The sequence below is a fragment of the Clostridium sp. ZS2-4 genome (assembly GCF_026719745.1).
GTDB lineage: Bacteria > Bacillota > Clostridia > Clostridiales > Clostridiaceae > Clostridium_H.
Genome location: NZ_JAPPRQ010000046.1, coordinates 18,749 through 43,661, shown reverse-complemented (window position 1 = coordinate 43,661; position 24,913 = coordinate 18,749). Strand labels below are relative to the sequence as shown.

Here is a 24,913-nt window from a genome sequence, read left to right as displayed (position 1 = left end):
GGGTTGATGATTGATGGAACTCCTTCTCTTATAAGTGTTCCTTTTACTGGATCTATTTTAACTTCGTTTGTATCTGGAACTTGTTTTAAACAAACAACTATCTTCATTATCTAAATCCTCCTCATTATCAGTTTGTATACTATCTGAACATGTCTCCTGAAATAACCATTCTTTGAACTTCGTTAGTTCCTTCGTAGATTTGAGTTATCTTAGCATCTCTCATCATTCTTTCTAATGGATAATCTTTAATGAATCCATATCCACCTAACATTTGAACACAGTTAGTTGTTACGTACATAGCGCAATCTGAAGCTGTCATTTTAGCTAAAGCAGCTGATACTGAATATGGTTTTCCGTTATTTTTATCCATTGCAGCTTTATATACTAGGTATCTTGCTTGTTCTATTCTAGCTTTTAAATCAGCCATTCTGAAAGCTAAGTATTGGAATTTGTGAAGTTGTTTTCCAAATTGTTTTCTTTCTTTCATGTATGCTACTGTTTCTTCTACAGCACCTTCAGCTATACCTAATGCTTGAGCTGCTACACCAATTCTTCCTCCGTCAAGAGTTTTCATTGCTATACCAAAACCTTTTCCTTCTTTTCCAAGCATGTTTTCAGCTGGTACTCTACAATCTTCAAATATAACTTCACCTACTTGAGATGATCTTATTCCCATTTTGTCTTCGATTTTTCCTATTGAAATTCCAGGGAACTCCTTCTCAACTATAAATGCAGTTATTCCTTTTGTACCTTTTGATCTATCTGTCATAGCAAATATTACAAAAGTGTCTGCAATTGGACTGTTTGTTATGAAACATTTTTGTCCGTTTAATATATAATCATCGCCATCTTTAACAGCTATTGTTTGTTGTCCTGAAGCATCTGTTCCAGCGTTTGGTTCAGTTAATCCAAAAGAACCTATTTTTTTACCAGTACATAAATCTGGAAGGTATTTTTTCTTTTGTTCTTCAGTACCAAATGCATTTAGTGCTCCCATGCAAAGAGAAGTTTGAACCGAATAAGATATTCCAAGAGATCCATCTACTTTTGAAATTTCTTCAACAGCAAGGATGTATGATAGATAATCTCCACCTGCTCCTTGATATTCAGTTGCAAAAGGTAAACCTATTAATCCCATTTGTCCCATTTTTTTGTATTGTTCCATTGGGAAAATACAAGTTTGGTCTGCTTCCGCTGCTATAGGTTTTACTTCGTTTTGTGCAAACTCTCTAACTGCTTGTACTACTAATTTTTGCTCTTTAGTTAATTCAAAGTTCATTTTCTTACCTCCTATAAACCTTAATGTTTTATTTTAAACTAAGTTTCACTCCATTTACAACTTAATTTTAATATATTTGCATCTTTTTTTTAAGTATGCACTTTTTTGTTTTTTAGTTTCTTTTTGTATACTAACTGTATTTTTATTCATTTAGTTTATATTTATATACTCAGCTGATAAAACGCAGAAATTTGTGAACTTCTTAACACTTACTTGCAATAAACTGGAGGCTCTAGTATCTTGCTTTTAACTATATTCCCCTATTCTCGCAACGACCTTATATATAATTATCAAAGTACGTTTATATATATAAATTGTGCTTTTTTGACAACTTTTATACTTGTAATTTATGTTATTTTTGCAATAATATTCATTTGTAAAAAATTAACACCATTCGTTGCTTAATTACATAAAATGGTTAATTTCCATATTATTGTATGAAAAATAAATAAAATTCATCATGTATTTCCTTTACTTTTTTTAATATCATCACTCATACTTTTTACAACACTACTAAACTTATCCAATTCCATATTTATAACCTTTTCTGTCATTTCTATTTCCTTGTTTTCTTCCTCTTCATGCTGTTTAATCATATTATCTATAAAATTTTCATACTGTTCTAAAGCTTCCTTTATTTTTTCAACAGAACCAGGTAATATCTTATTCTTATTAATACTGCTCTCTATTAGTGCCAGCAGAACACCATTCAATTCATCCAAAATGTGTATATGATATTCTTTTTCTATTAAATATTCCAGCTTTTTTTCCAATTCAATAAGTCTCTCATTTATCGCTATGTCTAAAATCTTTCCATCATTATAGAGCAGCTGTTTCAGCCTGTTTCTTGTATAGATCAAGCTTTGCTCCGGTATAGTTCTCTTTCTCTTAGTGAAAAATCCTATCAGCTTACTAAGCATAATAATCCCTCCCATTTTTTCTAGTAACCAGTCACTAGTTACTAAATAAACAGTTCTTTAATTTCCTCTTCATTCATCTGTGAAATCAAACTTTCCTCTTTAATTTCTGAATCCATTACATTTTTTATTATTTCTTTTTTCTTTTGCTGCAATTTATAAATTTTTTCTTCGATACTTCCTCTAGCTATCAGCTTTATAACCTGAACCGTCTTTTCCTGCCCAATTCTATGCGCTCTGTCTGAAGCTTGTTCTTCAACTGCCGGATTCCACCAAGGATCAAAGTGAATTACCGTATCTGCTCCAGTTAGATTCAGTCCTGTCCCTCCTGCTTTTAGGGAAATTAAGAATACTTTTCCTTCTCCTTCGTTAAAACTCTTAACCAGCTCGCCTCTATCTTCCATATGGGTTTGACCATCTAAATACATATATTCTATTTTATTCTTTTTTAACCTTTTTTCTATGTTTTTTAATACAGAAGTAAATTGAGAAAACAACAATATTCTGTGTCCCGATTTTATACTGTCCTCTAACAAATCGTCCAAGGCTTCCATCTTACCGCTTTCACCTTTAAAATTATCTATAAAAGTAGTAGGATCACAGCAGATTTGTCTTAACCTTGTAAGAATAGATAAAATCTTAAATCTACTGTTTTTAAACCCTTTTTCTCGTATTTCTGTGTCTATTTCCTCCTTCGATTGTGTTAGATACGCAGCATAAAGTTTTTTCTGCTCTTTAGTCATTTCAACCACTACCTTATGCTCTATCTTTGAAGGAAGCTCTTTTATAACATCCTTTTTCACTCTTCTTAATATAAAAGGCTTTATATGCTTATTAAGTTCCTTTAACGCTTCAGCATTATTATCTTTAACTATAGGGCCTTCATATTTGTGTGAAAATTTACTGTGACTCATTAAATACCCAGGCATAATAAAATCAAATATAGACCAAAGCTCTGTAAGAGAATTTTCTATTGGTGTTCCTGTCAGCGCAAAGTATCCCTTTGCTTTTAATTCCTTCACAGCTTTTGAATTTATAGAATTAGGATTCTTTATATGCTGTGCTTCATCTAAAAAGCAGTATTTAAAATTAATTTCTTCATAATCCTCTATATCTCTCCTTATAAGTGGATATGAAGTAAGGATAACATCGTACTCATAAATTTCTTTTAGTTTATCTCTTCTTTCTTTCTTACTTCCCGATATAACTAAGGTTTTAAGATCCGGTGCAAATTTTTCAATCTCATCCTTCCAGTTGTACACCAAGGAAGTAGGCGCTACGACCAAACAAGTCTGTTTTTCACCCTGTTCCACCTCTGACTGAATAAATGATATGGCTTGAAGCGTTTTTCCAAGTCCCATTTCATCCGCAAGTATTCCACCAAAACCGCATTTTGCAAGGGTTTTAAGCCACTTGAATCCAAATTTTTGATAGTCTCTCATTATTTTATTTATTTCTTCTTTAGGTTCTAATTCTTCATCCTTTATTTCATTCACATTACTTATAAGCTCTTTGAATTTTTTATCCTTTTCTATCTTTAATCCCTTATCTTTTGTACTCTGCTCTATATATAAAGCATTGTATCGAGAAAGCAGTACCTTTTCCTTACCTAAATCAGAATCCTTTATGTTTAAATAATCAATCATACTTGCAAAGCTGCTGAGTTCATCATTGTCCAACGGGATAAATCCTCCCTTTTTCAGCTTGTAGTATTTTTTTTTCTCCCTCAAAGCTTCAAAAATATTCCTAAGCTCTTCTTTCTCTACACCTTCAATATCAAAAGTAAACTCTAATAAATCTTCATTATTTATTCTAATACTTGAAGTTACGTTGGAAGAAGTATGTACCTTGACATTTTTAAAAGCTTCTGAATAATACACTTCTCCAAATTGTTGAAGTGCTTCAATACCTTTAATCAGAAACTCTATAAGTCTATCTTCATCCATTAATACAAATTTTTCTTTTCTCTTTTCAAATCCAAAGTTAAGAATAGCATTTATAGGCTTCACTTCTTCTCTTATATCTCTAACCAGAATTTTTTTATCTTTTCGTACATCTTCATCCTTCAGAGGATTTATTTCTATTTCTCCATAATTGTATTTCACCTGAGCACTTACTCCAGTATCCTGTTTATCAAGATATATAGATATTTTAAGGGGTTCTTCATAAAAATTATTTGTTAAACTGGAATCCATATTAATATTTGAGCTGACTTTCTTTAGATTTGGTACTATATATGAAGCCAGTTCTTCACTGTCTTCATTGTCAAATCTTATAACTCTATGTCTATTGTGTATAAAAGCATCATAGAAAGGTAAATAAATCTCTCTCTGCTCATCAGAAGGTCTATAAATATTGTCCTTATAAATAAAATACTCTCCATCTACTGTAATAGGCACAGGCAATACTCCTTTTTGCTCTAAAACTATATCTTTTCTCTCTTTCATAAGACTGAATTCCAAAGGCATATCCTCTTCCAATATCTTTCCTTTAACACTATTTTGCCCATCAATGTTTATCTCTATAGTTCTTCCTTTTAAATGCTGAAATACTCTCTTTATTTGACTCTCAATAAAATATGCTTTTTTTCCTTTTAAAAATCTATTTGAAGCATAGCTATAATTATCTAAATATCTAACCTTATCATTCATATCATATACTTCCATAAGAATGTTGATTATGTTCTCATCCTCTTCTTTAAACTGGTGAATAGAAGGATCAAAGGTGAATTTTTGTCCAAAGTAAATAGTTCTATCCTTATTTTTAATAGCTTCGATAAATTCCTTTAGGTCCTTTACAACATACATTTGACTTTCTCCAGCTTTTAACTCCAGTGCAGATACTCCTCCGTTCCAGCTTTCATGCTGATATCTGTATTCTATTTTTATTTGCTTTTTACCACTCATACTGTCCAAATGGGCATATCCTAAAGCCTTTATAAGCTGTTTTACTTGTCTTGAACCTCTTGGATTCATAATCAGGTCTTTTTCTCTTACATATTTTAAAAGAAGGGCAATAACGTGTTTACACACTCCAACTGCTGGAAAGTAATTCATAAATGCCTGACATTCACAATTAACATTAGTAATTCCACCATACTTATTAATGGCAGCATAAGCATTGTATATTTTAATTTCATTATCCGATTTAATCTTGCCTTTAATAATAGTTATCTCCCCATCAAGATTATTATTATTTATTACAGCTGTATCTACATCCACTACATTGCCTTGAAGATAATATTTTTCTCCTCTCATATACATTATTTCACTTGTTAAGTTTTTTATCGTTCTTTCAGTTATATTGATCAATATATTCACCTCGGCCTGAATTCATATACCTACTATTTTAGCCAAAATTCAAGCAAAATAAAAGAAGGGTTGTTTTATTTTATTTAATACATTAATATAAATGAGAAGTAATATATTTGCAAAAGGGGTAAAATCATGTTTAATAAAAACATAATTAAAGACGTTCTGTCCCTGGCTCTGCCTGCTGTTGGTGAAATGACTTTGTACATGATGATATGGGTCCTAGACACCATGATGGTAGGTAAGTACGGAGGAAAAATTGCTGTAAGTGCTGTAGGATTAAGTTCTGAAATTTTATATACCTTTATCAATATGTTTATATCAGTAGGTATAGCCGTTGGAATAACTTCATTAGTAGCCAGAAAATATGGGGCTAAAAAGTATGATTCTGCCGAAGAATATGCATCCATAGGTATCTTTATAGGAGCAATAATTTCTTTATTTATATCAATAGCAATGTTTGCTTTTTCAAAAAATATCCTTATACTTGCACAAGCAAAAGGTGATGTTATAAATCTTGGGGTTACCTATATGAGGATAATCTCTTTTGGTCTGTTCTTTAATATGTTAACTAGTATGATAAATGGAATACTACGAGGATATGGCAATACAAAAATTCCTCTTTTAATATCATTCCTTATAAATGTAGTAAATCTAAGCTTGGACTGGGTTTTAATATTCGGTAGATTTGGATTTCCTGAACTTGGAGTAAAGGGAGCAGCTATTGCCACTTCCATAGCTCAAATAACAGGCTTCATTTTTGCAGCACTTTATACCTTTAAAAAATCTAAGATTAAAATTAGACCTAAATATATAAAGGCTTTAAATACTAATAAACTTTCAACCCTGTTGAAGTTATCTATTCCTTCCGGTATGCAGGAAGGATCGTTCTCACTAAGCAGACTTTTAAGCTCATTTATTATAATGCATATTGGAGCTACCGCCTTTGCAGCAAACCAGATAACTACCACAATTGAGTCCATATCCTTTATGCCTGGATGGGGCTTTGGCGTTGCTGCAACTACTTTAGTTGGACACAAAATAGGTGAAAAAAATTATGAAAAAGCTAAGGAATATGCTTTTGCCTGTACATTTTTAGGAGCCTTGTTTATGGCTATATGTGCATTATTTTTCTTGGTTTGTCCAGAGTTTTTGATAAAACCGTTTATTGATACTACTGAAAAAGAAGTTATACGCCTTGGAGCCTTATGCCTTATGGTAGCTTCTGTTGAGCAAATTCCTATGGCAGTTTCTCTTATCCTTGGAGGAGCACTGAAAGGCGCAGGAAATACCCAAACACCTTTTAAAGTCTCTTTGATTTCCAGCTGGTTTATACGCCTTCCTCTAATGTTCTACTTTGTATATGTGTTAAAAGTATCCGTAGTATATGTTTGGTGGATAACTGCTGTTCAATGGATATTTGAAGGAGTAACCATGTTTATTCTGTTTAAAAGAAAATTCAAACATGAAAAAGAAGGCATATAGTACCCTCCCCGTACTATATGCCTTCTTTACTTTAGTAATTTTTTATATTCTCTCACATTTTTTATTTTCCCATATCTCAACTCCACTAATCAAGTTGAATCATTTATTACTACTAGCACAAATCTTAATAGCTTTGTTAGCTGTAAAGTACCCTAGAGCTGTTCCTATAACTAAGAAAATACCTGTTACAATTTTATCGTTATCTGCATACCCAATTCCAAACACACCACAAAGTAAAAGTCCTAAACAAATGGCCACTCCCCACTTAAATACTGATTCTAAAGCAGAAAACAAAATTAAGTTTCCATTCTTTTCAAAGGCATTTCTCTTATATGCATAAACTGATAGTGCAAAGAATATGCACATTATTATCAACAAGGCTATAATTTTTAAATTATAGTTGTTATAAATACAATAATGATCAGCATAGCAGCCCAGCTCTTCCCTGATTTTGTAATTGCCTACTTGTATCCATTCAGTTCTACTAAAATCATACAAATTCAGATTATTAGCCACTGCATCTATATCTCTGATAATTTTATCTTTCCATGACAATCCAGCATAAACTCGTATTAGTTCTGAAATCATTGTTAGTATAAAAAATGGCACAACTATTATAATAGCTCCCACTATAGACCCTGCAATATTCTGTCCCATTACACTCTGAATAAAAAACAGTATAGTAAAAATGCTCATATACATAAGCATATGAAGTAGTGACCACTTAAAAACAATACTATAGGAATCCTGAATATATTTAATATTGCTTGTATAAAACATAGAAAGTGCAATAAATCCAATAAAACAACTAATGAATATACTCAGCATACCCATATACCATTTAGTTACTATTATATCTTTTCTTTTAAAAGGCATAGAAGCTAAAAGTTCATAGGTTTTGTTCTGTCTTTCACTTCTAAAAAGGACAACAACAAGTAGAACTAAGCAGCCTATTGTAGAAAAAACAAACATTTCATTATCATAATCTAATAAAGCTTGATTAAACCAATACTTTGTATATAATGGAAAATCTTTTGGAGCTATTGGTCTACCGAAAATTTCTCCACTAGTTTCAATTTCTTTAATCCATTTTAACCGACTCATAACTGACATTATCTTTGTAAAGAATATACTCAAAGTCATAAGTAATGTAATCCATCTTACACTTTTCCATTCCTTATAAACTAAAGGATTACGCCAAATTTTTTTCATAATCTCGTCCCTCCTCCATAGAATAAATAAACATATCTTCTAAACTTAAATCTATTTCTTCTACAAACATAGCTCCATGATTAAGAAGCTTTTGCTCCAATTCTTTAGAATAATTCTTTGTAATAACATAATTGACCCTTCCTAATTTTTCTACAGTCATTATCTCATTCCAAGAAGAAAAGTCTACTGAAATCTTATCCTTAAATACTACCTGAAGCTTTTTAATATTATCCTTCATATCTTCAATATTGTTTACATATTTTATTTCACCCTTATCCATAATTGCAATACTGTCACAAACTCTCTCTAAATCATTTAAATGATGGGACGAAATAAAAACAGTTACATCTCTATCTGCTACTTCTTCTACTAAAAGACTCATTACCTTTTTCTTTATAATGGGGTCCAAACCTGATGTAGGCTCATCCAAAATTAAAACTTCTGGATATATGCTTAAATTAAGCATTAATGATACCCTCATTTTCATTCCTTTTGAAAGTTCTCTTATTCTTTTTCCCTCTGGAATACTAAAAATTTGATTGAGCTCTTTAAACCTTTCTAAAGAAAAGCTTGGATAGGTCATTTCATAAAAATCAACCAATTCTTTTATTTTAAAAGAAGAAAAGTACTGATTTTGATCTGCCACATATCCTATTTTCTGTTTTACTTCTGGATTTTCAAAAACCTGCTGACCATCTATTTTTATTCCTCCATCATCAACTTTAAAAATCCCAGTTAAACATCTTATTAAAGTTGTTTTACCTGCTCCATTTTCACCAATCAGTCCAAATATGCTTCCCTTTTTCACATGAAGGTTTATGTTTTTTAGTACCTGCTTATTTCCTAAACTCTTACATACACCATTTGTTTCAATCATGTTATCACTCCTTTAACTCCCTATGAATTTTTTCCAATAACTCTATAATTTCACCTTTTCCCAGCCCCATATAATGAGCTTCTATTAATATTTCTTTTATCTTCTTTTTCAGTATTTCTAACTTATCTTCATCAATCTTTGGCTTATAATCACTAGCCACATAAGTACCCTTTCCTTTTATTGTTTCAATAGCCTTCTGCCTTTCCAGCTCTTTATAGGCTTTGCTGATAGTATTAGGATTAGTTGTAAGCATAGCTGACAGTTCTCTAACAGAAGGCAATTTATCTCCCGGCTGCAAAATACCTTTTATAATGTTTTCTTTCACCCCATCTACAACCTGTTCATAAATAGGTTTACTGCTTCTGCTGTCTATATTAATCACATGGTCACCTCCTAACTGTATTAAGTGTACTAGTTTATATAGTACACTAGTAATATACCTCTTTTGGGTTAATTTGTCAACACTGAATAAAATTGTGTAACAATTTTATTCTAGTAACCAATCCCCAATCCCCAGTCACCAGAGAAGGATGTTTTGCTAATGCAAAACTAAAATTAAAATAAAGCAAAATAGACTTAAAGTAGATATAATCTATCTTTAAGTCTATTTTAATTTATTTTTATCTAATTGTTCTTAAGTGCTTTTATCTTTTTTCTTTACTCTGGGGATTGGTGATTGGCGACTGGGGAATACAAGAATGTTGTGTCGCAACATTCTCATAATGACCACTCCCAAACTTAATCTAAATTACTGTGGTTCTTTTTTATTTGTGTAGATAATGTACAATATAACGTGAAGGATACTTTTTTGGAGGAATGTACTATGATGATGGTAGGAGTTATAATGGGGGGAACCTCATCAGAAAGAGAAATATCTCTTCTTACTGGAAAAGAAATTATAAAAAACCTTGATAGAAATAAATATGAAGTTTTGCCTATACCTATAACAACCAGGTATGAGCTTATAGATAAAGTTAAATGCTTAGATTTTGCTTTTATTGCTCTGCACGGTACTTTTGGTGAAGATGGAAAGGTTCAATCTGTATTGGAAACCATTGATATACCATATTCAGGTAGTGGTGTTTTGTCCAGCGCAGTATGTATGGACAAGAATATGAGCAAGAAAATGTTAAAATATGAAGGAATTAAAACGCCTAAGTGGGTTATGGTTAAAAAATTAGAAGATATAAATTATAATATATTAGAAGAAATGGGATATCCATTAGTAGTAAAACCTAACTGTGGAGGTTCAAGTATTGGAATCTTTATAGTAAAAAATAACGAAGAAGTAGAAAAAGCTGTTTGTGAAGCACTAAAGTACGATTCTGAAATCATGATTGAAGAATATGTACAAGGTGAAGAGATGACCTGCTGTATTTTGAACGGAGAAACACTGCCTATAATTTCAATAAAACCTAAATCTGAGTTTTTTGATTATAATTCCAAGTATGATAATGACGGAGCAGAAGAAAATATTGTTCAATTGCCTGATATATTACAAAAAAAAATAGAGGATATATCAAAGGAATGCTGGAATATATTTAAATGTAAGGCATATGCTAGAGTTGACGTTATTGTAAAAAATGATGAAGTTTATGTCCTTGAAATAAATACTTTGCCTGGAATGACCCCAAATAGTCTTTTCCCTAAAAGCGCACAAGCAAAAGGTATAGACTTTAGTCAATTATTAGACTATATTATAGAGTATTCCATGGAAAATGAAGATTAATGAAATAAGTTTTTAAAACAGAGGTGCTAATATGTTTGCAGATATATGCCTAAAGGGAGAAATTCCAATTTATATACAGATTAATAATCATATAAAAGAAATGATAGAGAAAGGAATGCTTCCTACTGGAAGTAAGCTTCCTTCTAGCAGAGAGCTTGGAAAAATCCTTAATGTAAGCCGTAATTCAGTAATAAAGGCATATGAATCTCTAGAGGATAGCGGCTTGGTTTATACTCTAAAAGGCAAAGGCACCTTTGTATCAGATGTTAAAATAATCTCAGAAGATAGATGGACTATTGATTGGCAAAACAAAATTAATGACTATGCAATAGCTTCTGAAGAACTTGATATAATAAAAACGGAATTAAAATATAAAAAAGGAATGATATCCTTTAAAAGCATAGCTCCAGATGAAACTTTGTTTGATATTGAAGAATTCAAAAGAGCCTTTATGAACAGAATTTCCATAGAAGGTGAAAAAATTCTAAACTACGGATATGCCCAAGGCTATAAACCTTTAATAGATTATCTGATGGAGTATATGAAAAGTAAAGGTGTAAATATAGCTAACAAAGATATATTAATAACTAATGGCTTTACAGAAGGTTTTGACATAGTATTGTCTTCTCTTACGGAAAAAGGCGATAAAGTCATATGTGAAAATCCTACTCATAATACTGCCTTAAAGATTATGAGACTTAAGGGTATAGACATTATCGGCATAACTATGGAACAAGATGGCTTAAATGCACAGGAATTAGAGAAAGTTCTTCAGCAAAACCAAGTTAAAATGGCATATCTGGTTCCTTCTTATCACAATCCTACTGGAATTGTGATGCCATCGGAAAAAAGAGAAAAGATATATAATATATTTAAAGAATATAATGTTCCTATAATTGAAGACGGATTTAATGAAGAACTACTTCATCTAAGCTCCCACATTGCTCCTATGGCAGCCTTTTGTGGAGAAGGAAACGGTATTATATATATTGGGAGTTTCTCAAAAATACTTTTTCCCGGTATAAGGATTGGATGGGTTCTTGCAGATAAAGGGCTTATAAACACCTTAGAAAGTGTAAAAAGAAGCCGAAATATCCACACTTCCTTCTTAGATCAAGCACTCCTTTACGAATATTTGAAAAGTGGAAGCTTTGAGAAATATTTAAAAAAGGTAAGAAACTTCTATAAAGAAAAATATAATCTTGCCATGGAGTTAGCTGAAAAATATATACCCTATGAAGCCATTTTAGGTGACGGAGGCCTTCATATATTCATAAAATTAAGGGGCATTAATTCCAGGGAAGTATTGAAAAAGTGTTATAAAAAAGGTGTGCTTTTCACCCCTGGAGATATATTTTATACTGATAATTCTGGTGAAAACACCTTGAGACTAGGCTTCTCAAGAGTAAGTGAAGAAGATATGGAAAAAGGATTTAGGATAATTGGAGAATGCATAAAAGAATAAAATTGTGTAACAATTTTATTCTAGTAACCAGTCGCCAATCCCCAGTCACCAGACAATGACATTTTGCTAATGCAAAACTAAAATTAGAATAAATTAAAATAGACTTAAAGTAGATATAATCTATCTTTAAGTCTATTTTAATTTATTTTTATCTAATTGTTCTTAATTGTTTTTATCTTTTTTCTTTACTCTGGGGATTGGTGATTGGCTACTGGGTAATATAAGAATGTTGCGTCGCAACATTCTTATATTACCCACTTCTTTTATAATAAAGTAACCCCTTCACCATCTGCTTCCAGCAAGTGCACTTCCCATTCATCTTCAAGTTCACTTAAGAAGTTAACCATGTTTTTCTCAAACTCCTTATTGTTTGAATCAACTAATGCCATAAGAGTAGACCCTGAACCGCTTATACATTCGGCTAAGGAACCGTATTTTTCTGCTGCTTTGAATATTTTCTCCGCATCTTTTATTAGCCCTATTCTGTAAATTTGATGTACTCTATCCTGAGTTGCTGCTCTAAGTTTGTCTAGTTCTCCATTATTCATTGCATTAACCAGCATGGCCGCTCTTGAAAGGTTAAATATGCAGTCTTCTCTGCTGTAATTTGATGGAAGCACCTCTCTTGCTGCTTCTGTACTTAATTTAAAATTTGGAATCATAACAAACATTCTTAAATTCTCTGGAATATTTACCTTTGAGTATATAACCTTATCTCCATCCATCAAGGATACAACCATTCCCCCTACAACTGCAGGTACAATGTTATCTGGATGTCCTTCAATTTCTACTGCTTCCTTTATAATATCATCAGTACTTAATATATTTCCCATCAATACATTAGCCCCAGTAATTCCTGCAACTATACAAGTAGCACTACTTCCGAGTCCTCTGGAAACAGGTACATTCCCTACTTTCACATCTATTCTTAATCCTCTATATTTATATCCATGTCTGTCCAGTGTTCTTATAAGACTTGTATATATAAGATTATCTTCAAGTGGTATTTCAGAAGGCTCTCCCTCTTGTATAACTTCAACTCCTTCTGGAATTTCCTCTATCCAAACTTCATTATAAAGTCTTAATGCCATTCCAAAAGAATCAAAGCCAGGCCCCATATTTGCAGTAGTAGCAGGTATTCTAATTTTTATCACAACATATCCCCCTTTTTAATATCCCATAATCAATTATAAATATCATTTGTACTAATCTCTTATTAACGCTTTACATTGCCCCTTGTTTTTCATTTAAAAACATTTGTTTGTACTGTACGTATTTTAAAGAATATTATATATTACATTTTACAATTTTTCAATGCTTGATTTAACTTGATACATAACAGAGTCAGCATTTATTTAAAGAAGTTAGACAGTACAGTAATACTCCCCCCTTATTAGAAATATTTTCTACTAATAATAAAATTAAAATCGCAAAACCTATACATAAGTAAATTTATCTAAAAGTGGGGCAACTGTTATGCAGCGTGAAAACCTTGAAATAAAGATAAACAAAATTATTAACATTATAGGTTCAAAAAGTAACTTGATAACAAAAGAACTTTTTATAGGTATAAAGCACCCCTTAGATGGTGTTATTTTATATATAACTGGTTTGGCAAATAAAGACACTATAAACAGAGATATATTAAAACCTTTAATGCATCATGTAAATGAAGATTTAACAGGTACAGGAGATATTTGTTTATATCTTTGTAAAAGATATATTTCTTCCAGTAATACTACTGTAGTAACAGACATAAATAAAGCTTGTGAAGAACTAAAAAAAGGGAAAACTATCATACTCATATGCAATTCACATGAATACATAGTAGTAGATACTAAAGGTGGAGAATATCGCTCAATATCAGAACCTGAATCTGAAACCTCCATAAGAGGTGCCAAAGATGGATTTATAGAAAATTTGGAAACTAACGTGAGTATTCTTAGAAGGAGGATAAAGGATAAGAGTCTGATTATCGAAAAGTTAACGGTTGGAAGACGTTCTCAAACAGATATAGCTATTATTTATTTAGGAGATCTTATAGATAAAAATATTGTAGACGAGTTAAGGAAAAGAATAAGTGCCATAGATGTAGATTGTATTACTGGATCAGGTCAAATTCAGCAATATATCGAAAACTATGTTTATACACCATTTCCACAAACCTTTGGCAGTGAAAGACCCGATATAATTGAAGCCAATTTAATGGATGGAAGAGCTGCTGTTATAACAGATGGAACACCTTATGTATTCACAGTTCCTACTTTATTTGTTGAATTTTTTCAGGCAGTTGAAGATTATAATCAAAGAACTGCAATTACATCTTTTACAAGAATACTTAGGATTATAGCAGTTTTTATAGTTATAACACTTGCTCCTATATATTTAACATTATTAAAATTCAATGTAGAACTTATACCAATAAAATTTATTACTCCTATTATAGCATCAAGAGTAGGTATATCTCTTACTCCTTTTTTAGAGATTTTGTCTATGGAAATTATAGTTGAGTTTTTACGTGAGGGCGGTCTTAGACTTCCAAATAAAATCGGTCAGACTTTAAGCTTGGTAGGTGGTATTATCATAGGCGATACTGCTATAAAGTCAAAAGTAGTCAGTCCCACTACACTTCTTATAATAGGAATTACTGTAATAGCTACATTTTTAATACCTAGCTATGATATGGCCCTTGTAATAAGACTTGTGGAGTATCCTATGCTTTTGCTCGCAAACTATATGGGTATATTTGGTATAGGTATAGGCTGGTTTTTATTAATAGTTCATCTATGTTCACTAGATAGTTTTGGTGTTCCATATCTTCAATTTAATAAAAACGACATAAAAGATATGTTTATAAGAGCTCCTTTATGGAAACTGAATAAACGTCCAGAATCTCTACCTAATATTAATCCTGTAAGACAGACAAACTTTAGAAATACCTTCCAGGAGGATAATAATGAACAAAACTGAAAACACTACTTTCACTTTCAAAACTATGAACATAATTAACAGGTTCAAGATATTAATAGTACCTGTGTTAATTTTACTTATTATTATATATTTAAATACTGGAGTAGCTTTCAGCCCCGTGGAAGAGATTGACGTTGTAACAGGTTATGGCTGTGATATTGAAGAGATATCAAAAGATAACATTTTATATAAGATATCTCTAAGTAATCATATTTTTAAAGAAGATAAAACCTTTAGTAATGTAATTGATGGTACTGGTAAAACTATTATCGCTACAAGAGATGAAAGACAAAGAAAAAGCAACAAAAAATTTGTGGCTGGACTTGAAAAAATAATTATTTTTAGTGAAGATTTTGCAAGATATAGTATAAGAAATGTTATAAATACAACCTTCGCAAACCCTCATGCCAATGACAAAATATGGGTAATTGTTTGTAAGGGAAAAGCTATTGATCTATTAAAATTTAAAGTTATAGGATATCCAAGTTCTGCTGATTATATAGAAGGTATTATAGAAAACTCTAAATCCCTTAATTTCTTTCCACAAAATTACAGGTTGATAGATTCATATGTACGAATTGATGAGGAAGGCAGAGAACTTGTTGCACCATATATCGAAATAAAAAATGACAATATTGAAATTACTGGTATGGCTTTATTTAAAAAAGATAAAATGGTAACTAAAGTTGGTTTAGAAGATGCTAAAATTTTGAACATTTTAAAAGAAAAAAAATCTAAAGGCACACTTTCTATTGAAGAAAACCCAAAACAATCTATAGATTATATAACAGAGGTTAAAAGAACAGCCACTTGCAATAAGATTGAAGACAAATATACATTTACTATAGACTTAGATTTTACAGGTGATATAATGTGCAATGAATTATATGGAGATTTCTTAGATAAACCTGGTGAAAACAAAAAATTCCGAAGTGACATGGAAAAGAAACTAAAAAAAATGTGCTATATTTTTTTAGAAAAAATGCAAAAGGATTACAAATTAGATTGTCTTGAGTTAGGAAGAGTAGCTGCTGCTACATATGGAAGAAATACAGGAGTAGATTGGAATGAAATTGTTTCTAATTCTGACATAAAAGTTAACGTAAAAGTTAATATAGACAGGTATGGAAGAGGAAATTTTTAGGAGAATAATTATGATAACTAAATCAGAAAATCAAATTTTAACTCCCAGTCAGTTTGTTTTTACAATATTAGGCTCAATGCTGGGTATTGGAATTTTAAGTTTACCTAATAGTCTAGTAAAAATTTCACGACAAGATTCATGGATATCCACTGTCATAGGAGCAGTATATCCATTGTATATTAGTTTTATATGCATATATATAAGCAAAAAATACCCTAACAATAATATACTTTTTTTAAGTAAAAAATATTTTGGAAACTTTTTAGGAAATGTATTGAATTTCTTATTTTTAATTGAGTCTGTATTATATATAACATCTATAACTTCAGGATATATTAATATGATGAGAGTATTTTCTGTAGAGTTTTTAAGCCCTCTAAAATTATCAGTTTTCATAACTGCTGTTTGCATGTATGCTGCATACAAGGGAATAAATTTAATAGGGAAAATAAGTGAAATTATTTTTTATATCACTTTACCCTTTATATTCCTCCCAATATTTTCTATGGGGAAGTCAACAGTTTTGAATTTACTTCCTATTCTAGGCTCAGGTTTTAGCAATGTGTTAAAAGCAAGTATAGAAACAGCATTTTCATACACAGGTATAGAAGTTTTATTCTTAATATATCCTTACATAAATGATAAAAGTAAAATAAAAAGCTCCTCACTTAAAGGAGTATTTCTAACTATGCTTATATATGTTTGGATTGTATTTATAACAATATATTATTTTTCATTAGATGTAACAAGTAAAAATTTGTGGCCTGTTTTAGGTGCATCAGAGATTATAGACATACCTATCATAAACAATTTCAGATATGTTTTTATACTTTCATGGATTTTTATTATGCTTAAAATCATATCTATAATGAATTTTGTTCTGCTTAATATTCTAAAAGATTTTATGAAAGGAGTCAGTACGAAAAAAATTTGTTTTTTTATTTATCCTGTATTAGCTTATTTGCCACTATTTCTTTCTAATGAAATAGTAAGAAGAAACTTTTTAGGAAAAGTAACTCCTATAGCAGTAATATTTTCAATAATATATGCAACTTCTATAGCATTATCAATTAGGATTAAAGGTTAATATAAGAAAAGTGCGAAGCACTTTTCAGTAGCCAGTGACCAGTAACTAGTAACCAGAAAGAAAAAAGAAAAGAAAATTAAAGAATTTAAATTCAGTAAAAATAAACATAAAAAAGAACAAGAATATAGAAAATCCCTATGTTCTTGTTCTTTCTTTTACTTAAACTACTGGTTACTGGCTACTGGTTACTGGCTACTGGCGACTGGTTACTGGCTACTGGCGACTGGTTACTAGAATAAAATTGCTTCACAATTTTATTCTGTTATTCATTTATACTATTGTATCTTTCAATCCCTTTAGTCATAAGCATTTTATAAAGTATAAAATCTATAGCTCCAAATACTACTATAATCAATGCTACTGCTGCTATTAATTCTAGTTTTGCCTTAAACACAATAAACACTGTAAGAGCTGCTAATGCAGCGCAGGGTAGTCCATTTATGAATACATTCATGTTCTGCTTTACAGCCTTCTGCTCATTGTCCCAATCTAATTTTGGCCTGGTTATATCAACAAATATACCTACTAAATTGCTAAATAAAGTTCCAAATACTCCTACTACTACAATCAAAAACAGTATTATCACTGGAGGTTTAAATATTATTGATGCCACTAAAAGCAATGAAGCCATACTTACAGTTCCCATACTGAAGGCTGTTATTACTTTAGCTATTATTTGTTTTTCATAGCTAACAGGCAGATACTTGTTAATGTAAAAATTCTTTCCTTCTCTTGAGATAGCCGTTGATGCTACAGCATTGTTTGAAGTAACAAATACTATTAATGCAAAACCTGCTGCAACTACTATTGCTGCAGTTTTAGGATTGTCTATCATTTCACCCATTGCTTTTAAATCACCCAATCCTTCTCCACCTGCTAAAAATGGTATAAGTAAAAACAAAGGCCATAACAAATTAACAAATACGCAATTCATGAAATAGGCAGGTGTTCTTAATAGAATTTTCATTTCCTTCATTAAATAAGATTTCAATAATGAATTTTCTACTATTTCTTTACTAAACTGCTCTTTGCTCAATGCTTTTCTCTTTGATGTGGTTTCAGAAATTCCAACGACTCCCTTTAGGTAAAGTCCCTCTCCTAAAACTAAGAATATACCTACTGCCAAAAGTGATATACCTATAAATATTAGCATATTCATTATTCCCGTCATATTACCACTTTCAAGAACAGCTATTGATGCCATTTTAGTACTTGGAAACATTTTTGAGATTATATTCACAAAAGAGTTATTGCCTTCCATAAACATTTTTTCAATTTGCTCAGGATTCATCGCAGCTCTTGAAGACCTTTGAATCAATACATTTAATCCTAAACTTAAAAATATTGCCAGAGAACCACCTATCAGCTTAAATCTATCCTTATTTTTAGTAAAGCCTGTAAATCTCATAATAACCATAACTATTATAGAAGCTAAAACAAGAGGTATTACTGGTAATACTGCATATATCAATATGCTGTATATATAATATAAAACTCCTGCACTGCTTTTCATACCATATGCTATTATAACTGGAAGCAGAAACAATAATTCTGTAACATATTCATAAATCAAAACTACTACAAATTTAGCTGCTAATATTTCTGAAGGTTTAAAAGGCAGTGGCAGTAAATTATCTATATCCATAGAAAAATAAAAGGTTCCCATAACATAAAATATACCAAAGAAAAATATAATTAAGCTTACCAAAACAAATCCTAAACTTAAAATAACACCCTGTTGTTCAATCATGGAAAGTATATCGTAAAGTTCTGAAACAAACGCTCCTATCATTATTCCCAAAGGCAGGAAACACACTATTAGTAATATTGCAAGTAACGCAGGCTTTAATTTGCTGCCCTTTTTATCTTTTTTACTTCCAAATAAATCTCCACTGGTTTTTAACAATATCTTTGTTAATGCTATAACTCTACTCATTTTCAGTCATCTCCAAGAACATTTTTTCTAATGATTGATTTTCTTTAGCATGCGTTCTCATTTCCTCTATACTTCCACAGAATAATATTTTACCTTTATTAATAATAGCAACCTTGTCACAAAGCTTTTCTGCAACCTCTAAAACATGAGTTGAGAAAAACACAGTTTTTCCACTATCCGCATGTTCTCTCATCATTTGTTTTAATGTGTAAGATGATTTTGGATCAAGTCCTGTCATAGGTTCATCTAAAATCCAAACTGGAGGTTCATGTATCAAAACACCCATTATTATTATTTTCTGTCTCATCCCATGAGAGTAACTTTGAATTTGATCTCCTAAAGCAGATGTCATTTCAAATCTTTCTGCAAGACTTTCAATTCTTTGTTTTCTTGCTTCTTTTGGTACTCCATATATATCTCCCATAAAATTCAAGTATTCTATTCCTTTAAGTCTTAAAAACATATCTGGATTATCAGGAACAAAACCAAACTGTTTTTTTACTTCAAGAGGATTATTCTCAATATCTATTCCATTAATTTTAATGCTTCCACAATCAACCTCAGAAATTCCTGTAATCATTTTTATAGTTGTAGTTTTACCAGCTCCATTTGGTCCTAAAAAACCAAATATTTCTCCATCCTCAATAGTTAGGTTGATATCATCTACAGCTTTTGTTTTTCCATTGTAGCTCTTACTTACATTTGTTATTTCAATCATACTTTCTCCCCTTACCTTTCTCATATGAATTAATCTTCATCTTATCAGTAACTTAATCAATTACTTAAACATAATTTTAGCTATAGTTACCGCAGCAATTACAGCTGTTAAATCTGCCATTACAGCCGCCCAAAGGGTATGTCTTATTTTTTTTATATTTACTGCACCAAAGTAAACTGTCAATGTATAAAATATAGTTTCCGTAGAACCAATTATTATTGAAGCTACAAGTCCTATATATGTATCTGCCCCATACCTGTTTAAAAGGTCCATATAAATTCCTTGAGCTCCACTGCCTGACAAGGGTTTTACCATTACAAGAGGTACAACCTCTGGTGGAAGTCCTATAAATTTAACTACAGGCTTTATAATCTCTATGAAATATCCTAATGCCCCTGACTCTCTAAATACTCCTACAGCCAAAAGCATTGCCAATAAATATGGATATATATTAAAACATACATCAAGCCCTTCCTTTGCTCCTTCTACAAAACATTCATAAACCTTTACTCCTTTAGTCATCCCATAAATCACTATGGAACTTAGCAATATAGGAATTATAGAAATAATAATATAATGCACTGAAAATCCCTCCCAATTAAATTTTAGTTTATATATTCACTAAATTAAAAGAACTTTTCCAGCACTTTGCAATATATTATTCCCATAATGGCTGCAATTCCTGTTGCTATTATTGCAGGTACAATTATAATTCCTGGATTTTTAGAACCACAAGCCGCTCTCATAGAAATAATAGACGTTGGTATAATCTGAATACATGCTGCATTGATTACTAAGAATAGAGCCATGTCATTGGTTGCAGTATCCTTATTTGAATTTACCTTTTGAAGCTCTTCCATTGCTTTTATTCCAAAAGGAGTCGCTGCATTAGAAAGTCCCAACATATTTGATGTTAAGTTTAGCAATATGCTTCCCATGGCATTTTCATTTTTTGAAACATCTTTAAAAAGCAGATTTAATAAAGGCTTCAAAAGCTTGGCTAATTTTCCTGTTATCCCGCTTCTTTGTGCAATCTTCATAACCCCGCTCCAAAGGCACATCATTCCTATTAGCCCTATCAAAAGTTGAACAGAATTTTCTGTTGAATCTATTATAGATTTTGATATAATATCCCCTTTGCCAGTAGCAAGTCCAAATATTATCCCAAAAATTAATAAAAAGAACCAAATAATGTTTATCATATATATCACCCTATCCTTATATGGAATTCATTAATTATATATATGATAAATAATTAAGATGTATGGCAGAATAAGAGGACAGTTTTAAAATTCATACCAAATTAAGTAAAATCACAAACTGTCCCCTGTATTGCAATTATCAATATTCAATATTCAATAATCAACCGCTAAAAAATTACTAGTTACTCATGTCTACCTAGTCACTGGTTACTGGCTACTGGTTACTGGTTACTGTTTACTGCTTGCTGGTTACTTAAACTTTACTGCCGTTCCGTAAACTATAACTTCTGCTGAACCCTGCATTATTGCACTGGTTGCATATCTGATATTTATAACCCCGTCTGCTCCTAAAGCTTCTGCTTCCTGAACCATACGTTTTGTGGCAATAGCTCTAGCCTCATTCATCATTTCAGTGTAAGCTGCAATTTCTCCACCAACTAGTGTCTTAAGACCACTTAGAATATCCTTCCCTACATTTTTTGAATGAACAGTTGAACCTTTCACTATAGATAAAGTTTCAAGATCTTTCCCTGCAATATAATCAGTATTTACCAATATCATCTTCATCTTCCTCCTTAATTTCCTTAATTCTTTCTATTAAATTATAGATTAATGCGCCTACTACTGCTAAAGTAGCACCTACAACCAATAGCAAAAACATAGAATTTATATGTGCTTCCTGTACTCCAATAATAATTCCTGATGCATACAGCAGTATTATTGCAGCCACAATTATGGTTATAACTACCACAGATACTATTTTTCTCTTCATTCTTAGTATCCTCCACAAAAATTTATCAACTTAAATTTAATTATTACCTATTAGTAACCTTAATTTAGTCATACCTCCATAAGACTATTTATTAAAAACAGCCTTATAACTATTAATTACATTAATTCAAAAATGTTGGATTATATATTATTATACTCAATAATATAAGTATTTAAATATTATTATATCTAATTTAAGGAATATTTAAGGATGGTTTAAGGTAATAAATAAAAACATAAGGATAGTTCTCAATCTCTGTTAGCAATTGAAAGCTATCCTTAATAAACAATATCCTTTATTCCATTTATTATCAATGGTTAATAATACCTTTTAACATATATACTAATGCTAGGCACTGTCCTGCAAATTACAAAGTTTAGATACATACCTAATCTTATAAGTATTCCTTTAACTCTCTTATATCTTTTATAATTAAATCTGCTTCTTCAAGCTCTTCTTCTTCACCAAAACCATAATCGCATCCAATAGTGCATATATTGTTTATTTTTCCTGCCTTCATGTCATGGTGTCTATCTCCTACTATCACCATGTCTTTTGGATATTTTTTCATAACCTCTTTTAAAAACTCATATTTAGGTATATAATCATACTCTTCTGCACAAGCCAGTTCTTTAAAATATTTATCCAGACCAAATACTTCATTATGAATGTCTTTATAGTAGTAGCTGCAGTTACTTACAAAAACTAGATTGTAACCTTTTGCTTTTAGATATTCTAAAATTTCTATGGCCCCCTCGTATAAAGCCGCTTTTTTTTCTTTAACTAGAAATTTCATTTCTTCTCCAACCATTTTTCTAGCTTTTTGCTGCATTTCTTTAGAAAGCTCTGGCATAAAATTTTGCCACATATCTATACTGTTAAACCCTAGCCAATATTTAATTTCTTCATCTGGTAATTCTCTTGCTTCTGCCAAGCCCTCATTTACTAAATATGAGTGTGCTTTCTTTAAAGCAGGTTTATAAATGTACATACTGTCATGAAGGGTTCCATCATAATCAAAAAAGATTGTCTTAATGTTTTTGAACTTATCCATAGATATTTTTTCCTCCTATTAAAATAATAAACTGACTGTAAATATACAGTCAGTTTATATTATACTAGATTTCCTTTAATACGTTAGCCATTTCTATTGCAGTTACTGCTGCATCATATCCTTTATTTCCAGCTTTAGTTCCTGCTCTTTCTATTGCTTGCTCTATGCTATCTGTTGTAAGTACTCCAAAGATTATAGGTAGTTCTGTTTCTAATGATACATTTGCAATTCCTTTTGATACTTCACTAGATACAAAATCAAAGTGTGGAGTAGAACCTCTGATAACAGCTCCTAAACATATAACTCCATCATATTTTTTAGTTTTAGCCATTTTTTTTGCAACAAGAGGCATTTCAAAAGCTCCTGGTACCCATGTAAGCTCTATGTCTTCTTCTTTAACTCCGTGACGTTTTAGACCATCTAATGCTCCATCTAATAATTTTCCACCTATAAATTCATTAAATCTTCCTACTATTATTCCAAATTTTAAACCTTCTGCAATTAAATTTCCTTCATAAACTCTCATCTTACTTTTCCTCCTCTATTTTATCGAAACATAACATATGTTCCATTTTTTCTTTTTTAGTTCTTAAATAAAATTCATTTCTTTCATTGTGATTCATTTGTATAGGAACTCTTTCAACGATCTCTATGCCATAACCTGATATTCCTGACATTTTTTTAGGATTATTAGTCATAAGTCTTGCTTCTTTAACGCCAAGGTCTTCAAGTATTTGTGCTCCAATTCCATAATCTCTTAAATCTGGAGCAAAACCTAATGCTACATTAGCTTCTACAGTATCCATCCCTTTATCTTGAAGTGCATAAGCTTTTATTTTATTAAGAAGACCTATTCCTCTTCCTTCTTGTCTCATATATAGAAGTATTCCTCTTCCTTCTTCATCAATAGCATTTAAAGCTGCTGCTAACTGATCTCCACAATCACATCTTAGAGATCCTAAAACATCTCCTGTCAAACATTCTGAGTGTACTCTTATCAGTACTGGTTGCCCATTTTCTACATCACCTTTAACTAAAGCAACATGTTCTTTTCCAGTTAACTTTTCTCTATATCCTACTAATTTAAACTCTCCATATTTTGTAGGTAAATTCGCTTCACCTTCTCTTTCTATTAGAGTTTCCTTTCTTCTTCTGTATGCAATTAAATCAGCAATAGTTATAATCTTTAAGTCGTGTTTTTCAACATATTCCATAAGGTGAGGAACTCTTGCCATAGTTCCATCTTCGTTCATAATCTCACATATAACCCCTGCTGGCTTCAGTCCTGCTAGTCTTGCAAGGTCTACAGCAGCTTCAGTATGTCCTGCTCTTTTTAGCACTCCACCTTCTCTAGCTTGAAGTGGAAATATATGACCTGGTCTTTGAAAATCCCCTGGTTTTGCATCATCCTCTATTGCCTTTACAATAGTCATAGCTCTTTCATGAGCTGATATTCCTGTCGTTGTTCCCACAGCATCTATAGATACAGTAAAAGCAGTTCCTTTTGCATCTGTGTTATTAGATACCATCTGATTTAAATCTAATTCTGCCAATCTTTCACCTGTCATAGGCATACATATTAGCCCTCTTCCATAGGCAGCCATAAAGTTTATAGTTTCAGGAGTTGCTTTTTCAGCGGCCATCAATAAGTCGCCTTCATTTTCCCTGTCCTCATCATCTACCACAACTACTATTTTTCCATTTTTTATATCTTCTATCGCTTCTTCAATAGTATTAAATTTAACTTCTTGCATT

22 protein-coding genes and 1 pseudogene are annotated in these 24,913 nt (G+C 31.3%); 6 read left to right on the top strand and 17 right to left on the bottom strand.

The features are described from left to right. The 4 genes and pseudogenes from OIO11_RS08535 to OIO11_RS08520 form a co-directional block, all read right to left on the bottom strand. A pseudogene (locus OIO11_RS08535) lies at positions 1-107 on the bottom strand (electron transfer flavoprotein subunit beta); the annotation flags it as partial. A gap of 32 nt (positions 108-139) precedes the next feature. Further along, positions 140-1,279 (bottom strand): acyl-CoA dehydrogenase, encoded by a 1,140-nt coding sequence (locus OIO11_RS08530; RefSeq protein ID WP_268071026.1) that lies wholly within the window; start codon positions 1,277-1,279, stop codon positions 140-142. Between the two features lie 458 nt (positions 1,280-1,737). Beyond that, the gene (locus tag OIO11_RS08525; protein ID WP_268071025.1) at positions 1,738-2,199 is read right to left on the bottom strand and encodes a hypothetical protein; all 462 of its coding nucleotides are present in this window, start codon (positions 2,197-2,199) and stop codon (positions 1,738-1,740) included. Between the two features lie 41 nt (positions 2,200-2,240). Beyond that, on the bottom strand, positions 2,241-5,459 hold the full coding sequence (locus OIO11_RS08520) for an SNF2 helicase associated domain-containing protein (protein ID WP_442781258.1): 3,219 nt from the start codon (positions 5,457-5,459) through the stop codon (positions 2,241-2,243). 180 nt (positions 5,460-5,639) lie between these two features. On the opposite strand from OIO11_RS08520, the gene OIO11_RS08515 reads away from it, so the two are divergent. Further along, positions 5,640-6,992 (top strand): MATE family efflux transporter, encoded by a 1,353-nt coding sequence (locus tag OIO11_RS08515; protein WP_442781256.1) that lies wholly within the window; start codon positions 5,640-5,642, stop codon positions 6,990-6,992. Positions 6,993-7,091: 99 nt separating this feature from the next. On the opposite strand, the gene OIO11_RS08510 is transcribed toward OIO11_RS08515, so the two are convergent. From OIO11_RS08510 to OIO11_RS08500, 3 genes are read right to left on the bottom strand one after another with little or no spacing between them, the layout of a single operon-like run. Next, a complete protein-coding gene (locus OIO11_RS08510; protein ID WP_268071023.1) occupies positions 7,092-8,204 on the bottom strand; it encodes an ABC-2 transporter permease in 1,113 nt (370 codons plus the stop codon). Then, a complete protein-coding gene (locus OIO11_RS08505; protein WP_268071022.1) occupies positions 8,185-9,081 on the bottom strand; it encodes an ABC transporter ATP-binding protein in 897 nt (298 codons plus the stop codon). Before OIO11_RS08505 ends, OIO11_RS08510 begins: the two co-directional genes overlap by 20 nt. Positions 9,082-9,085: 4 nt before the next feature. Continuing rightward, the gene (locus OIO11_RS08500) at positions 9,086-9,463 is read right to left on the bottom strand and encodes a GntR family transcriptional regulator (protein WP_268071021.1); all 378 of its coding nucleotides are present in this window, start codon (positions 9,461-9,463) and stop codon (positions 9,086-9,088) included. Positions 9,464-9,907: 444 nt separating this feature from the next. On the opposite strand from OIO11_RS08500, the gene OIO11_RS08495 reads away from it, so the two are divergent. Further along, a complete protein-coding gene (locus tag OIO11_RS08495; protein WP_268071027.1) occupies positions 9,908-10,810 on the top strand; it encodes a D-alanine--D-alanine ligase in 903 nt (300 codons plus the stop codon). A 31-nt stretch (positions 10,811-10,841) separates the two neighbouring features. Continuing rightward, complete coding sequence (gene pdxR / locus OIO11_RS08490; protein ID WP_268071020.1) at positions 10,842-12,275, top strand: MocR-like pyridoxine biosynthesis transcription factor PdxR; 1,434 nt, start codon at positions 10,842-10,844, stop codon at positions 12,273-12,275. A 263-nt stretch (positions 12,276-12,538) separates the two neighbouring features. On the opposite strand, the gene thrB is transcribed toward pdxR, so the two are convergent. Further along, positions 12,539-13,429 carry a homoserine kinase gene (gene thrB / locus OIO11_RS08485; protein WP_268071019.1) on the bottom strand — a complete coding sequence of 297 codons (891 nt, stop codon included), beginning with the start codon at positions 13,427-13,429 and terminating at the stop codon, positions 12,539-12,541. Between the two features lie 322 nt (positions 13,430-13,751). On the opposite strand from thrB, the gene OIO11_RS08480 reads away from it, so the two are divergent. Genes OIO11_RS08480 through OIO11_RS08470 form a run of 3 tightly spaced genes read left to right on the top strand, consistent with a single transcriptional unit; the run spans position 13,752 to position 17,476 of the window. Then, positions 13,752-15,245: a spore germination protein gene (locus OIO11_RS08480; protein ID WP_268071018.1), complete on the top strand. Its 1,494-nt coding sequence runs from the start codon at positions 13,752-13,754 to the stop codon at positions 15,243-15,245. Then, positions 15,232-16,389 (top strand): Ger(x)C family spore germination protein, encoded by a 1,158-nt coding sequence (locus tag OIO11_RS08475; RefSeq protein ID WP_268071017.1) that lies wholly within the window; start codon positions 15,232-15,234, stop codon positions 16,387-16,389. Before OIO11_RS08480 ends, OIO11_RS08475 begins: the two co-directional genes overlap by 14 nt. 10 nt (positions 16,390-16,399) lie before the next feature. Further along, positions 16,400-17,476: a GerAB/ArcD/ProY family transporter gene (locus tag OIO11_RS08470; RefSeq protein ID WP_268071016.1), complete on the top strand. Its 1,077-nt coding sequence runs from the start codon at positions 16,400-16,402 to the stop codon at positions 17,474-17,476. A 262-nt stretch (positions 17,477-17,738) separates the two neighbouring features. On the opposite strand, the gene OIO11_RS08465 is transcribed toward OIO11_RS08470, so the two are convergent. The 9 genes from OIO11_RS08465 to OIO11_RS08425 form a co-directional block, all read right to left on the bottom strand. Further along, on the bottom strand, positions 17,739-19,412 hold the full coding sequence (locus tag OIO11_RS08465) for a putative ABC transporter permease subunit (protein WP_268071015.1): 1,674 nt from the start codon (positions 19,410-19,412) through the stop codon (positions 17,739-17,741). After that, a complete protein-coding gene (locus OIO11_RS08460; RefSeq protein WP_268071014.1) occupies positions 19,405-20,130 on the bottom strand; it encodes an ABC transporter ATP-binding protein in 726 nt (241 codons plus the stop codon). The genes OIO11_RS08465 and OIO11_RS08460 overlap by 8 nt, the downstream gene beginning before the upstream one ends. A 60-nt stretch (positions 20,131-20,190) precedes the next feature. Beyond that, positions 20,191-20,712: a spore maturation protein gene (locus tag OIO11_RS08455; RefSeq protein WP_268071013.1), complete on the bottom strand. Its 522-nt coding sequence runs from the start codon at positions 20,710-20,712 to the stop codon at positions 20,191-20,193. 44 nt (positions 20,713-20,756) lie between these two features. Then, positions 20,757-21,332: a nucleoside recognition domain-containing protein gene (locus OIO11_RS08450; RefSeq protein ID WP_268071012.1), complete on the bottom strand. Its 576-nt coding sequence runs from the start codon at positions 21,330-21,332 to the stop codon at positions 20,757-20,759. Positions 21,333-21,581: 249 nt separating this feature from the next. Then, entirely contained in the window at positions 21,582-21,893 is a 312-nt protein-coding gene (locus OIO11_RS08445; protein ID WP_268071011.1) for a YbjQ family protein, read from the bottom strand. Beyond that, the gene (locus tag OIO11_RS08440; protein ID WP_268071010.1) at positions 21,874-22,104 is read right to left on the bottom strand and encodes a hypothetical protein; all 231 of its coding nucleotides are present in this window, start codon (positions 22,102-22,104) and stop codon (positions 21,874-21,876) included. Before OIO11_RS08440 ends, OIO11_RS08445 begins: the two co-directional genes overlap by 20 nt. A 394-nt stretch (positions 22,105-22,498) precedes the next feature. Continuing rightward, the gene (locus OIO11_RS08435; RefSeq protein ID WP_268071009.1) at positions 22,499-23,158 is read right to left on the bottom strand and encodes an HAD family hydrolase; all 660 of its coding nucleotides are present in this window, start codon (positions 23,156-23,158) and stop codon (positions 22,499-22,501) included. Positions 23,159-23,222: 64 nt separating this feature from the next. Next, positions 23,223-23,684, bottom strand: coding sequence for a 6,7-dimethyl-8-ribityllumazine synthase (gene ribH / locus OIO11_RS08430; RefSeq protein WP_268071008.1), 462 nt, complete (start codon positions 23,682-23,684; stop codon positions 23,223-23,225). Between the two features lies 1 nt (position 23,685). Further along, positions 23,686-24,912 (bottom strand): bifunctional 3,4-dihydroxy-2-butanone-4-phosphate synthase/GTP cyclohydrolase II, encoded by a 1,227-nt coding sequence (locus OIO11_RS08425; RefSeq protein WP_268071007.1) that lies wholly within the window; start codon positions 24,910-24,912, stop codon positions 23,686-23,688. Between the last annotated feature and the right edge of the window lies 1 nt (position 24,913).